This is a genomic window from Stappia stellulata DSM 5886, assembly GCF_000423705.1.
GTDB classification, from domain to species: domain Bacteria; phylum Pseudomonadota; class Alphaproteobacteria; order Rhizobiales; family Stappiaceae; genus Stappia; species Stappia stellulata.
Window position 1 is genome coordinate 553,677 of the sequence record NZ_AUIM01000004.1, and the last position, 13,499, is coordinate 567,175.

A 13,499-nucleotide genomic window follows, 5' to 3' on the forward strand; every position below is an offset into this window, starting at 1 on the left:
TTACGGGGTTTCCTTGCGACCCCGAAACGTCCTAGATTTAGCCCAGTTCGCCCGCTGCGCCAGACAAGGAGCGACCATGCGCAAGACACACTTCGGCCTCCGCCTGTACCGCGTCCTTTCGGTCGCCGCACTTGCCGCGGCGCTGTCCCTGCCCCTTGCCGCGCGGGCCGATCCAGTGAAGGATCTCGTGCAAACGCTTCCCGAAACCGTTGCTGCGTTGTCGCGGATACCCGGAGCGGAGGGCTCCCCCCTGTCCTTCGTCGTGGTTCGCGAAAGCAACGCCGACCGCTTGTTCATCGTGTCTTCGAATACGTCCGCTGAAACCGCCGAAGTGGCACAAGCGCGGGCGCTTTCCGCAAGAATCACTGGTTTGCGAAGCGAAATGGACAGTTATGGCCTTGTTGCCTTTGTCGATCTGCAAACGCCGGACGGCGAGGAGACGACCTACGAACTCTTCCTTGAGAGCGAGGCCCCGTCGGATCACACCTTCCAGCCGGCAAGTAACTGAAAGCACCGCGGCGGGATGGAATGACCGGCAATTCTTGGCGCACTTGGTATGGCGACTTTGCGTCATTGACATTTTATTTTCCAACTGTAGTGTGCGCGGCAAAGCAGCCGGGTCGGTCGAAACGGGCGACGTCGGTACGGTTTCCAATCATGCAATCAAGGTAATATGTCCTTTTCCTCACTTGGACTGAGCGAAAAAGTACTCGCCGCCGTAGAGGCCGCCGGGTACACCGAGCCCACCCCTATTCAGGCTGCGGCAATCCCGCATGTGCTTGAACGCCGCGACGTTTTGGGCCTGGCCCAGACCGGCACGGGGAAGACGGCGTCCTTTACGCTGCCGATGCTGACGCTTCTTGAAAAGGGCCGCGGGCGCGCACGCATGCCGCGTACGCTCATTCTCGAGCCAACGCGCGAGCTCGCCGCCCAGGTCGAGGAAAACTTCAACAAGTACGGTGTGAACCACCGTCTCAATGTTGCCTTGCTGATCGGCGGCACCTCCTTCGGCGATCAGGATCGCAAGCTGGATCGCGGCGTCGACGTCCTGATTGCAACGCCCGGACGCCTGCTCGACCACACAGAGCGCGGAAAGCTTCTGCTTCAGGGCGTCGACATTCTGGTGATCGACGAAGCCGACCGCATGCTCGACATGGGCTTCATTCCCGACATCGAGCGGATCTGCAAACTGATCCCGATGACCCGTCAGACGCTCTTCTTCTCGGCAACCATGCCGCCGGAGATCCAGCGACTGGTCGATACCTTCCTGCACAACCCGGCCCGGGTCGAAGTTGCCAAGACTTCATCGACCGCGGAGACGGTGACGCAGCAAGTGGTTTCGTCCGGCAACAAGGATTTCGACAAGCGCGAAACGCTTCGCAAGCTCGTCGACGAAGCGCAGGATCTCAAGAACGCGATTGTCTTCTGCAACCGCAAGCGCGACGTCCAAACGGTGTTCCGCTCGCTGCAGCGCCATGGCTATTCGGTTGGCGCCTTGCACGGCGACATGGACCAGCGCTCGCGCATGGCAACGCTCGAACAGTTCCGCAAGGGCGAGCTGACCCTGCTCATCGCCAGCGACGTTGCGGCGCGTGGCCTCGACATTCCCGATGTCAGCCATGTCTTCAACTACGATCTCCCGACGCATGCGGAAGACTACGTCCACCGCATCGGCCGCACGGGTCGCGCCGGGCGCAGCGGCGTGGCCATTTCGATCGTCACGGGCGGAGACCAGAAGTATCTTTCCGGCATCGAGAAACTGATCGAACGCCCTCTCCCCTGGTATGGCGACCCGATCGACTTCGAGAGCGCCTCGGCCGACCAGAAAGCACGCCGCAAGAGCGGCGGGCGCACAGCGCGCGCTGAGAGCGGATCTGACGGCGAGGCCAAGCCGCGACGCCGCACGCGCGCCGGAGGCAGGGAACGCAAGTCTTCCGAGCCGGAGACCGCAAAGAACGAAGGCGATGCCGTTGCCGAGGCCGCGCCAAAGCCCGAGCCGAAGCGCGAGGCCAAACAGCCTGACGAAAAGGCCCCTGCCCGACGCGGACGCGGTCCCAAGCCCGCGGCACAGGAAGAAAAACGCCAGTCTTCGAAACGGCGGCGCGGAAACGGCGGCAAGGATGACGAGCCGGTGATCGGGCTGGGTGACCACGTGCCGGCCTTCCTGCTGCGTGATACGCGGCCCAAGAAAGCGAGTTGACGCACGGCACCCTGAACCGGAGAATTCGGGACTACCTGCCGTAGTGGAGAAGAAGACGTGCGACTGATCAGCCTTAACGGTACCTTAAAACTTGGCGGCCAATATCCTTACCACCTCGAAGGAATTGTGGTGCGACCGAGTATTGGGTTCGACCGCATGTACGTTTGGAACCGCGAATGGCTCAGGAAGACGACCACAAGCGAACGATCGTCTATGGCGACACAGCGATCAAGTACATTCGCAAGAATGAACTTCCTGCCTATCCGCGGTTCTACGAGCTCTGGTACACCTACTCAGCCGGCTTCAATCACTCGCTCAACCGGGCGGTGAATGAAATTGCCGGTTCGACCGGCAAGATCACCACCGAGCAGCTTCAGCAGATCTACAACGGCTTCCTGTCGCCAACGAAATTGGGTGACCGTATCGACGAGGTCGGCGAAAAGATCTCCGACGAAATCCAGGATATGGTGGAGATTCTGGGTCAGAGCGTCGATAGCGTCGCAGAATACGGCGCGTCGCTTGCCGGCGTTCAATCGCAACTGGAAGACATGGAAGATTCGACGCAGCTAAGGCGCGTCGTCAGTCACATGATCAAGGCGACCAAAAGCACGGCCGCCTCGAACAAGGCTCTGGAAGATCAGCTTGTGGACTCACGCAAGCAGATTGAGGAGCTTCAGGAAAGCCTGGAGGCGATTCGCTACGAATCCCTGACGGATGAACTGACCACCCTGAGCAACCGCAAGCACTTCGATCACACCGTCGAACGCGTCGTGAAGGATGCAGGCGAGTCCCAGGAGCCCCTGTCGCTCCTCCTCACCGACATCGACCATTTCAAGAAATTCAACGACACTTTCGGCCATCAGACCGGCGACCAGGTTCTCCGGCTCGTCGCCCTTGCCGTGAAGCAGAACGTCAAGGGTCACGATATCGCCTGCCGCTATGGCGGCGAGGAATTCGCGATCTTGTTGCCGCACACGTCGCTGCGTCAGGCCGTGACCGTCGCCGAGCACATCCGCCGGGCGGTGTTGTCGAAGGAACTGGTGAAACGCTCGACCGGCGAAAACCTCGGCCGTATCACGATTTCCATCGGCGTCTCGTCCTTCAAGCCCGGCGATACCGCTCAGTCGCTGATCGGGCGCGCGGACACCGCGCTTTATGCCGCAAAGGCCGCCGGACGCAATCTGGTGCGCTGCGAAACCGACCCGGACGTTCTGGCCGACAGCCGCGTCGCCTGAGAACACCTCTTTTCGGGCACCTCAAGCGGGCATGGATCGCAGCACTTTCGCCCGCTTTACCCCAAAAGTCGCAAACACCGCGAAGGCCTCTTCAGGATCTCTTCCGTCGCCGTATTGCGGCATCGGTCAGATGCCGCCACCGCACTGGGGCGAGACGTGTCTTGGGCCTCTCAGCCCGCAGGGCCGGCCGGCTGACCGCCTCCGGTCTCCGCTGCCTTGAGCGAGACGGATTCACCGCAGCCGCAGGCCGAAACCTCGTTGGGATTGCGGAAGACGAAGCCGGAGCGGAACTTGGTGACCTCATGGTCCATCTCGGTCCCGAGCAGGAACAAAACGGCTGACGGGTCGACATAGATCCGGACGCCCTTGTCCTCGATCACGTCGTCGCCCGGCTTTGCCTCCTCGACGAGCGACATGTCGTATTCCATGCCCGCGCAACCGCCCGTCTTGATCCCGACGCGCAATCCGAGCGCATCCTTGTCGGCATTTTCGAGGATTTCGCGAACGCGTTCCGCTGCGGCTTCGGTCAGCGTCAGGACTTGAAATTTCGATGCCATCGCGGTGTCCAATCCAGCAGTCCGGGGAATTCTGGTGCCTCGCGCATCCCGCGCCAGGCACCGGCTGTGCACCGGAACGCGCCCAGGTGGCGGACGCGTCGGGCACGATCAGTCAGGACAGAACCATGTGTCCTGCCCCTGCATCTCAATATAGGGCGCGGCTCGGGTCAATACCAGTTGAGCGCGATCTTGGCTTCCTCGGACATGCGGTCCGGCGTCCACGGCGGATCGAAAACCATGTTCACATTAACCGGCCCGACACCCGCCACAGAACTCACCGCATCCTCGACCCAGCCCGGCATTTCACCGGCGACCGGACACCCGGGCGCGGTCAGCGTCATGTCGACCGAGATCGACCGGTCGTCCTCGATGTCGACCTTGTAGATCAGGCCCAGCTCGTAGATGTCGCAGGGGATCTCTGGATCGTAGACGGTCTTCAACGCGCCGACGATATCCTGCGTGATCTGCTGCAGATCCTCCGCGGGGATGGCGCTGCCGCCGGAGCCTGAAATCTCCGCCTGCGGCTCTCCGACACCCGTATCGGTCATGGTCGAATATTCACTCATGGCATCCTCACGCAAAAAAGTCCTGAGCCTTTTGCAAGGCGGCGACGAGACTGTCGACCTCTTCGGTGGTGTTATAGAGACCGAAGCTTGCCCGGCAGGTCGATGTCACTCCATATCGTGCCAGAAGCGGCTGGGCACAATGGGTTCCGGCGCGCACGGCCACGCCTTCGCGGTCAATCACCATCGACACGTCATGGGCATGGATCCCCTTCATCTCGAAGGAAATGATCGCGCCCTTGCCGGGTGCCTCGCCGAAAATGCGTACGGAGTTCAACTGCTTGAGCCGTTCCTGCGCATAGTCGCGCAAGCGCGCCTCATGCGCGGCAATGCGGTCGCGCCCGATGGCATCCATATAGTCGAGCGCGGCGCCGAGACCGATTGCCTGCACAATCGGCGGCGTGCCCGCCTCGAAGCGATGCGGCGGGGCGTTGTAGGTCACGCCGTCCTCGGTCACGTCGAGGATCATCTCGCCGCCACCGTTGAAGGGCGCCATCTTCTCCAGCAGCTCCATCTTGCCCCAGAGCACGCCGATACCCGACGGGCCATAAACCTTGTGGCCGGTGAAGCAGTAGAAATCGCAGCCGAGCTCCTCAACGTCGACCGGCATGTGCACGGCCGACTGGCTGCCGTCAACAAGCACCGGAACGCCATGGGCATGCGCGATCTCGCAAACCTTCTTGATCGGCACAACCGTGCCCAGCACGTTCGACATATGGGTGATCGCAACCATCTTGGTCCGCGGCCCGATCGCCTGCTCGAATGCGTCCAGGTCGAAGGACCCGTCTTCGCGCAGATAGACCCATTTGAGCACAGCACCCTTGCGTTCCCTGAGGAAGTGCCAAGGCACGATGTTGGAATGGTGCTCCATGATCGTGAGCACGATCTCGTCCCCCTCACCGATGTGGTGGGAGCCGTAGGATTCGGCCACGAGATTGATCGCTTCCGTCGTCGAGCGGGTGAAGATCACCTCGTCGACCGACGGCGCGTTCAGGAAGCGGCGCACGGTCTCGCGCGCCGCCTCGAAGTTTTCCGTCGCGGTGTTGGAGAGATAATGCAAGCCGCGATGAACGTTGGCGTATTCATGCGAATAGGCCCGCGTAACCGCATCGATGACCGCTTGCGGCTTCTGGGCCGACGCCCCGTTGTCCAGATACACGAGCGGCTTGCCGTAGATCTCCCGCGACAGGATCGGAAAGTCCCGGCGCACAGCCTCCACGTCGTAGGGGAGTGCCGTGTCGGCAGACGGGTTCGCAGTCAACGCCATGTCTTACTCCTCGGCTGACAACCAGCTCCTGATGCGATTCTCGAACGCCTCGATGACGATCTCGTCCTTGATTTCCTCAACGGCCTCGGACAGGAACGCCAACACGAGCAAGGTGCGGGCCTCCTTTTCCGGAATGCCGCGCGCACGGAGATAGAACAGGAGATCCTCGTCGATTTGACCGCTGGTTGCACCATGCGCGCATTGCACGTCATCGGCAAAGATTTCCAGCTCGGGCTTGAGCGACATGTCCGCATTTTCCGACAGCAGAAGCGACTGGGTCATCATCTGCCCGTCGGTCTTCTGCGCATGCGGGCGCACGATGATCTTGCCCTGGAAAACGCCCTTGGCTCCATCGTCGACCACCGTCTTGAAAATCTCGCGGCTTTCGCAATGGGGGACCGCGTGATCAACGACCAGGGTCTGGTCGACATGCTGCCGGTCGCGCACCATGGTGATCCCGAGCAGGTCGGCACGCGCATTCTCGCCTTCAAAAGCGACGAAAGACTGATGGCGCGCGAAGCCCGAGCCGACGCCGGCACAGATCAGCTTGGCATGCGCCTCTTCCGCAAGCGTTAGCGTCGCTGTGGCGATGTGGGTCGTGCCGGCAGCTTCCGCCTGCAACCGCGCAACGGTCAGTCCCGAGCCCTTGCCCGCACGAATGTCGGTCAGCGTGTTGGAGAAAGTGCCCTCCACGCCCCCGACGAACGTCTGCAGGATCACCGCCTCGCTTTTCGCGCCAGCGCGGATCAGGATCCGCTCTGCGGTGCTGGCAGCCTCTGCGCCCGACACATGCACGATTTCCACCGGCTTGGTCAGCTTGGCGCCGTCGGCGATCATCATGTCGAGACCGTCCGCGCAGAAGATCGCGTTCAGGCCGACAGCCGCGTCATCGCGCGCGACGACCGGGAGGTCGAGCAGCGTCCCGCCCTCCGCGGCCAGTGCTTCGGCGAAGGGGCGCACGGTAACGCCCTCGCCGGCCAGGGCGGCGACATCCGAAAGTTCCGGATGATAGTGCCCGTCGACGATCACGAGCCGGTGGCGTTCGACCGCTTCATAGGCCTCGCCCGCAGAGGCGACCACGGCCTCCGCGTCCGCATCCGACCGCTTGGCGGCGAAGGCGGGCACGTCCTTGAGACGCGCGCGCAGGTCGGAGTATTTCCACTCCTCGACCCGGCGGTGCGGCAGACCGGTTGCGCGGAAGGCGTCGAAGGCCTCGGCGCGCAGCTTGGCGACGGACGCCCCGCCCGGCAGGGCGTCGCGCACCGTTTCATAGGCTTCGGCCAGCACGGCTTCCGCCTTGGTTTCAAGAGTGCGTAGTTCCATGTTCATGACAGCTTCCCCCGCGCTCACGCGGCCGCGCCGACATAGTCGGCGTAGCCGTTCTTCTCCAGCTCAAGCGCCAGGTCCTTGTCGCCGGTTTTCACGATCCGGCCCCGGGACAGCACATGCACGACATCCGGCACGATGTGATCGAGCAGGCGCTGATAGTGCGTGATCACCAGGAACGACCGTTCCGGCGAGCGCAGCGCGTTGACGCCGTCCGACACCACCTTGAGCGCATCGATGTCGAGGCCGGAATCGGTCTCGTCGAGCACGCAGAGCGACGGCTCCAGCAGCGCCATCTGCAGGATCTCGGAGCGCTTCTTCTCGCCGCCGGAAAAGCCGACATTGAGCGGGCGCTTCAGCATGTCCATGGTGATCTGCAGCTCGGCTGCCTTTTCCTTCACCCGGCGCATGAACTCCGGCGTGGTCAGTTCGTCCTCGCCCCGTGCCTTGCGCTGCGCGTTGAGCGCGGTCTTCAGGAACGTCATCGTGGCAACGCCCGGGATCTCGATCGGATACTGGAACGCCAGAAACATGCCGGCCGCGGCACGCTCGTCCGGCGACAGCTCCAGCAGGCTCTCGCCATTGTAGAGAATGTCGCCGTCGGTGACCTCATAGTCGGTCTTGCCGGCGAGAATATAGGAGAGCGTCGACTTGCCGGAGCCGTTCGGTCCCATGATGGCATGCACCTCGCCCGGCTTTACGGTCAGGTTGACGCCGCGCAGGATCTCGGTGCCGTCGTCGGCAATGCGGGCGTGGAGATTCTTGATCTCAAGCATCGGGTAATCCTCGTTCATGTCGTTTCGGCGTGCGGGTCGGGCTCCGCCGTGAATGTCTGGTTCATCAGGTGGCGCAAGCGGACCGCGCAGCGCCGAAGCGGCTCGATCCCTTCACCGGGTCGCAAGCTTGTAGGCAAACAGCACCACAGCAATGACAACCCCGACTCCAACCGCCATTTTCGGCGTGAATCCCTTGTCTTTCGCGACGAAGAGCATTCCAAGAAAGCCTCCGACGCCCCCCGCTATCGGGGTCGCAAAGAGATCGATGAAGCCGGCCGTCGTCATCAGCCCACGGAGCCTTCGAGGCTGATCGAGATCAGCTTCTGCGCCTCCACGGCAAATTCCATCGGCAGCTGCTGGATCACGTCCTTGACGAAGCCGTTGACGATCAGCGCAACCGCCTCTTCGTCGCTGAGCCCGCGCTGCTGGCAATAGAACATCTGGTCGTCGGAAATCTTCGAGGTCGTCGCCTCATGCTCGAAGACGGCCGTTGCGTTCTTGCTGTCGATATAGGGCACGGTATGCGCACCGCAGTCCTGTCCGATCAGCAGGCTGTCGCACTGGGTGAAGTTGCGCGCATTCGACGCCTTGCGATGCGCCGAGACGAGACCGCGATAGGTGTTCTGCGATTTGCCGGCCGAAATGCCCTTGGAGATGATGCGGCTGGAGGTGTTCTTGCCCAGGTGCATCATCTTGGTGCCGCTGTCGATCTGCTGGCAGCCGTTGGACACGGCGATCGAATAGAACTCGCCGCGCGAATTGTCGCCGCGCAGGATGCAGGAGGGATACTTCCAGGTGATCGCCGACCCGGTTTCCACCTGGGTCCAGGAGATCTTGGAGTTTTTGCCCCGGCAGTCGCCGCGCTTGGTGACGAAATTGTAGATGCCGCCCTTGCCCTCGCTGTCGCCCGGATACCAGTTCTGGACGGTGGAGTATTTGATCTCCGCATCGTCGAGCGCGATCAGCTCGACCACGGCCGCGTGCAACTGGTTCTCGTCACGCTGGGGAGCCGTGCAGCCTTCCAGATAGCTGACGTAGGACCCCTTCTCCGCGATGATCAGCGTGCGTTCGAACTGGCCGGTGTTCTGCTCGTTGATGCGGAAATAGGTCGACAGCTCCATCGGGCAGCGCACGCCCTCCGGGATGTAGACGAAGGACCCGTCGGTGAACACGGCAGAGTTCAGCGTCGCATAATAGTTGTCGGTCACCGGAACGACCGAACCGATGTACTTCTTGACCAGCTCCGGGTGTTCCTGCAGCGCCTCGGAGATCGAGCAAAAGATGACGCCAGCCTTCTTCAGCTCTTCCTTGAAGGTGGTGACCACGGACACGCTGTCGAACACCGCATCGACCGCGACGCGGTTCTTCGGCTCGACGCCGGCGAGGATTTCCTGCTCCTGAAGCGGAATGCCGAGCTTCTCGTAGGTCGCCAGCAGCTCGGGGTCGACCTCGTCGAGGCTCTTCGGTCCCGGCGTCGATTTCGGCGCGGAGTAATAGTAGATGTCGTTGAAGTCGATCTTCGGATACTCGACGCGCGCCCAGGTCGGCTCGGTCATCGTCAGCCAGCGCTTGTAGGCATCCAGCCGCCATTCCAGCATCCACTCCGGCTCGTTCTTCTTGGCCGAGATGAACCGGATGATGTCTTCGTTGAGACCCTTCGGCGCCTTGTCGGACTCGATATCGGTGCTGAAGCCGTACTTGTATTGATCGACATCGATCGACCGCACGCGGTCGATCGTTTCCTGAACTGCAGGCATTTCCGTCTCCATCCACTGCGGTGTCAAGGACCGCGGGTTGTCGAACTGTAACCGTCAGCAACGAGACGTCGCCTTCGGCAGCTACTCAAAAGGCCCGATCGGATCAGGCGGCACGCCCCGCGCCACCTGTCCCCATCCGGGCCGATACACGTCGCCATGCGGCGACAAAGGCCTCGATTTCGTCCGCGTCCGTATCCGGCCCGAGGCTGACGCGCAACGCGCAGCGTGCCAGGTCCCGGTCGACGCCCATCGCCGCAAGAACATGCGACGACGACACCTTCCCGCTCGAACACGCCGCCCCGGAAGAGACCGCGATCCCCTCGAGGTCCAACGCGATAAGCACCGTTTCGGCCGGCATTCCAGGCGCCGCGAAACACGATGTGTTGGCAAGCCGCGGTGCCTCTTGCCCGAAAACACAAGTCTCCCCCCTTATATGGAGAAGATCGCGCTCCAGACCATCCCGCAGCACACCCAATCGCTCCCAATCGGCGATTTCATCCAACGCAATTCGCGCCGCCACACCGAAACCGGCAATTGCCAGTACATTCTCCGTTCCGGCACGCTTGCGGCGCTCCTGCCCGCCACCGGTAAGAAGCGGTGCGGGATGGAGGCCTGCATTGCGCAACACGAGGGCTCCCGCGCCCTGAGGGCCGCCGATCTTGTGCGCGGACACCGCAGCGCTGTCGGCCTGCCACCGCGCAAGGTCGAGCGGGATGCGCCCCGCCGCCTGCACCGCGTCCACATGCAGCGTCGCTCCAACCTCGCGAGCCGCCTGGCCGATCTCCTCAAGCGGCTGGATCACGCCGGTCTCATTGTTCGCCGCCATCACGCTGACCAGAACGGACCGCCCCTCGGCCGCCAGTTCGCCAAGCCGCTGCGACAACCGCGCGACATTGACGCGCCCCTGCCCGTCGACCGCAAGCGTTTCGACCGCATCCGCAGCAAAACGCCCCCCGGACAGCACCGAAGGATGTTCGCACGCCCCGACCAACAGCCGGTCGAAGCCGCGACTGCCACGTCCGTCGACCCAGACCGGCGACAAGGCCATGACGTTGGCCTCCGTCGCACCGGAGGTGAACACGACGTTGGTGGCCTCGACGCCGGCAAGAGCGGCCACAGCGGACCGCGCGGCCTCGATCTGGGCCCGCGCCGCCCTGCCCGGCGCATGAACGGACGAGGCGTTTCCGGTGAAGCCGATCAGCTCGCGCATCGCATCCGCCACCGCCAGCCGCAGTTTTGCGCCCGCATTGTGATCCAGATAGATGGCTTTGCCCTGCGCCATTGCGGCATCAACCCCTTGGCCGGACCGGGTCACCCCGGCTGAGATACATTCGACGGCACCGTTCCCGCGGCCGCGCAAATGACGAAAAGCGATGCTGTTGCGGCCAAACACCCAAGCAATCCTTGCATTTCGGCGCGGAGATCTGGATAAGACAAGCCTGCAAGCCACGCGAAGGACCGAAGGGTTCGAAGTGACCGGCTCGACCGCGAAGTTTCGAACGATTCTAAAGAAGTTTTAGGAACGGCGTTCTCCCGAGTCAAGGCGACACTACGCAATAGCCCGTAGCAGGACTGGCGACAATCGGACGCGCGTGACACAAGAAGGAACACGAGCCCCATGCACGAGGTGGTCTATGCCTGAGGTGATTTTCAACGGGCCGGCCGGCCGCATCGAAGGCCGGTTTCAGCCGGCGAAGTCGCGCACGGCGCCGATCGCTCTGATTCTTCATCTTCATCCGCAGTTCGGCGGGACGATGAACAACCAGATCGTCTATCAGCTCTATTATATGTTCGCGAAGCGCGGCTTTGCCGTTTTGCGGTTCAACTTCCGTGGCGTCGGTCGAAGCCAGGGTACCTTCGATCACGGACAGGGCGAACTGTCGGATGCCGCGGCCGCACTCGATTGGGTGCAGAGCGTTCATCCCGATGCGCGCGCCTGCTGGATCGCCGGCTTCTCCTTCGGAGCCTGGATCGGCATGCAGCTTCTGATGCGCCGCCCCGAGGTGGAAGGCTTTATCTCCGCCGCCCCGCCGGCCAATCTGCATGACTTCTCGTTCCTGGCCCCCTGCCCGTCTTCGGGCCTGATCATCCATGGCGACGCCGACAAGGTCGTGCCGCCCAAGGACGTTCAGAACCTCGTCGACAAGCTGAAGACGCAAAAGGGGATCGTCATCGACCAGAAGATCATTCCCGGCGCAAACCACTTCTTCGAGAACCACATGGACGAGCTGATGGGCGAGTGCGGCGACTATCTCGACCGCCGTCTGGGGATCGACACCGAGGTCGCCTGACCGGAGGCCCTGTCGCTCCTCACTCAGAAACAAAAAACGCCGGCTGATACATCAGCCGGCGTTTTGTCTTTAAACCCATCGAATGCGGCCCTGCCGATCCGGCCAACAGCTCAACTGTCCGGCGACCACGCGTCATAATCGCCCGACACCTGCGGACGATGCTCCGGCGTCAGGATCGACCCCTTCGGGCGATAGGCCGCCGGCGTGCCGGTTCCATTGGGCAAATGCGGCTTCTGCCAGCTCCGCGGCGTGTAGTCGACCTCACTGGGCGGTGTGTCGACGCGGTGATGCATCCAGCCGTGCCAGCCCGAGGGGATCTGCGAGGCTTCGGCCAGATCCTTGTAGAGGACCCAGCGCTTCTTTCCGCCGCGTTCGCGGTAATAGCTGTTGCCGAATTCATCGGTCCCGACGAATTCGCCCTTGCGCCAGGTGAAGAAGCGGGTGCCCCACGTCGCACCGTTCCACCAGGTAAAAAACTGAAGCAGCAGGCTTTTCATCGACTTCGGCCATTTTTTCGGGAACCATCCGGTACGCCGCGATCTCGCGGCATGCCGCCTCGGCGTGGCGCAAGCGCCAGTCCGCCTGTTGAGGCGGCGCGACTATGCCTCGTCGTCCCGCTGATGTCCAGATGCGCGATGCTCCCGGATCACGCCGCGCCCTTGGCGCGACGGACGCGGGCGATCTTGGCGAATCCCGTCTTGTTGCGTCCCGTGGCGACTGGCTGGCCGTCCTCGGCCCTTGTGTCTGCCGTCGGGCTTTCCGCAACGATCGCTTCGCTGGGCAGGCGCAATTCATCGAGCGGGGCGGGCGGACGCTTGGGGCCGACAGCGGCGCGGGCCGGCGACAAGGCGACAAGGCTGCGACCGCCACCGATCTGCTGCCATTTGCGCGCCTTTTCGTCCAGGCTTTCGGCCACGCCGTCGACGACATATCGGCCGTTCTCGCCCAGCACCAAAGGCCGGCTGTCGCGCAATGTCCAGTTCAGCCGCTCAAACAACGCGGAGGGCGAAATCGGCTTGATCACCACGTTTTGCGCGCCATCGCGCAGAATGCGATCGATCAGGGTCCGGGTTCCATGCGCCGTCACGAACACCACAGGCAGAAAACACAGCGGCGCCATCTTGCGCTGGCGGATGTTGCGCAAAAGCCCGATCCCGCTTGTCGGCTTCATGCGCCAGTCCGTGATCACCATGTTGGGCGGATCGAGACGCATCACTTCCAGCGCCTCCTCAGGAGTGTCGAAGGTCCGCACCCGGCGCACCCGAAAGCCAAGAAGCGTAGAGCGCAGGATCGTCTGCATCGGTTTGGAATCATCGACGACCACGACATCGAGGTCGTTGATGTCGAGACCATAGGCGTAATGCCGTGTCATTCGAGCCACGAGCGCATCCTGCATTTGAGACATGTACGCAAAGAGTGAAACACAGCCGGATTGTTTCCCCGTTGATCCAACGGGACGCATTTTCCGACAGTTTCACTAAAAGTCGAATGACCGAGGTGATAGACTGAAGGGGATCGAAGGCGATT

The 13,499-nt window shown here is 62.5% G+C and carries 14 protein-coding genes; 4 read left to right on the plus strand and 10 right to left on the minus strand.

Going from position 1 to position 13,499, the window contains the following annotated elements:
* The first annotated feature begins 76 nt into the window (after positions 1 to 76).
* The 3 genes from G572_RS0102750 to G572_RS0102760 all read left to right on the plus strand — a co-directional run bounded on the left by G572_RS0102750 (position 77) and on the right by G572_RS0102760 (position 3,435).
* On the plus strand, positions 77 to 508 hold the full coding sequence (locus G572_RS0102750; RefSeq protein ID WP_029057188.1) for a hypothetical protein: 432 nt from the start codon (positions 77 to 79) through the stop codon (positions 506 to 508).
* Between the two features lie 165 nt (positions 509 to 673).
* Positions 674 to 2,200, plus strand: coding sequence for a DEAD/DEAH box helicase (locus G572_RS0102755; RefSeq protein ID WP_029057189.1), 1,527 nt, complete (start codon positions 674 to 676; stop codon positions 2,198 to 2,200).
* A gap of 176 nt (positions 2,201 to 2,376) precedes the next feature.
* Positions 2,377 to 3,435, plus strand: a complete 1,059-nt coding sequence (locus G572_RS0102760) for a diguanylate cyclase (RefSeq protein ID WP_029057190.1) — start codon at positions 2,377 to 2,379, stop codon at positions 3,433 to 3,435.
* A 170-nt stretch (positions 3,436 to 3,605) separates the two neighbouring features.
* Here the strand turns inward: G572_RS0102760 and sufA are convergent, their stop codons facing one another.
* The 8 genes from sufA to G572_RS0102800 form a co-directional block, all read right to left on the minus strand.
* On the minus strand, positions 3,606 to 3,992 hold the full coding sequence (gene sufA, locus G572_RS0102765; protein ID WP_029057191.1) for a Fe-S cluster assembly scaffold SufA: 387 nt from the start codon (positions 3,990 to 3,992) through the stop codon (positions 3,606 to 3,608).
* A 167-nt stretch (positions 3,993 to 4,159) separates the two neighbouring features.
* Positions 4,160 to 4,558, minus strand: coding sequence for an SUF system Fe-S cluster assembly protein (locus G572_RS0102770; protein WP_084649835.1), 399 nt, complete (start codon positions 4,556 to 4,558; stop codon positions 4,160 to 4,162).
* A gap of 7 nt (positions 4,559 to 4,565) precedes the next feature.
* Positions 4,566 to 5,822: a cysteine desulfurase gene (locus G572_RS0102775; protein WP_156884460.1), complete on the minus strand. Its 1,257-nt coding sequence runs from the start codon at positions 5,820 to 5,822 to the stop codon at positions 4,566 to 4,568.
* Positions 5,823 to 5,825: 3 nt separating this feature from the next.
* Positions 5,826 to 7,145 (minus strand): Fe-S cluster assembly protein SufD, encoded by a 1,320-nt coding sequence (sufD, locus tag G572_RS0102780; RefSeq protein WP_208979007.1) that lies wholly within the window; start codon positions 7,143 to 7,145, stop codon positions 5,826 to 5,828.
* 23 nt (positions 7,146 to 7,168) lie between these two features.
* Positions 7,169 to 7,924, minus strand: coding sequence for a Fe-S cluster assembly ATPase SufC (sufC, locus tag G572_RS0102785; protein WP_029057195.1), 756 nt, complete (start codon positions 7,922 to 7,924; stop codon positions 7,169 to 7,171).
* Between the two features lie 111 nt (positions 7,925 to 8,035).
* A complete protein-coding gene (locus G572_RS26175; RefSeq protein WP_156884461.1) occupies positions 8,036 to 8,209 on the minus strand; it encodes a hypothetical protein in 174 nt (57 codons plus the stop codon).
* A complete protein-coding gene (gene sufB / locus G572_RS0102795) occupies positions 8,209 to 9,681 on the minus strand; it encodes a Fe-S cluster assembly protein SufB (protein WP_029057196.1) in 1,473 nt (490 codons plus the stop codon). The genes G572_RS26175 and sufB overlap by 1 nt, the downstream gene beginning before the upstream one ends.
* A gap of 103 nt (positions 9,682 to 9,784) precedes the next feature.
* The gene (locus G572_RS0102800) at positions 9,785 to 10,963 is read right to left on the minus strand and encodes a cysteine desulfurase family protein (RefSeq protein ID WP_029057197.1); all 1,179 of its coding nucleotides are present in this window, start codon (positions 10,961 to 10,963) and stop codon (positions 9,785 to 9,787) included.
* Between the two features lie 352 nt (positions 10,964 to 11,315).
* Here G572_RS0102800 and G572_RS0102805 point away from each other — a divergent pair, with 352 nt between their 5' ends.
* On the plus strand, positions 11,316 to 11,972 hold the full coding sequence (locus tag G572_RS0102805) for an alpha/beta hydrolase (RefSeq protein WP_029057198.1): 657 nt from the start codon (positions 11,316 to 11,318) through the stop codon (positions 11,970 to 11,972).
* 110 nt (positions 11,973 to 12,082) lie between these two features.
* Here G572_RS0102805 and G572_RS0102810 read toward each other — a convergent pair whose 3' ends face one another.
* Positions 12,083 to 12,469 carry an NADH:ubiquinone oxidoreductase subunit NDUFA12 gene (locus tag G572_RS0102810; protein ID WP_029057199.1) on the minus strand — a complete coding sequence of 129 codons (387 nt, stop codon included), beginning with the start codon at positions 12,467 to 12,469 and terminating at the stop codon, positions 12,083 to 12,085.
* A gap of 149 nt (positions 12,470 to 12,618) precedes the next feature.
* Positions 12,619 to 13,344 (minus strand): response regulator, encoded by a 726-nt coding sequence (locus tag G572_RS22160; protein ID WP_245566153.1) that lies wholly within the window; start codon positions 13,342 to 13,344, stop codon positions 12,619 to 12,621.
* Between the last annotated feature and the right edge of the window lie 155 nt (positions 13,345 to 13,499).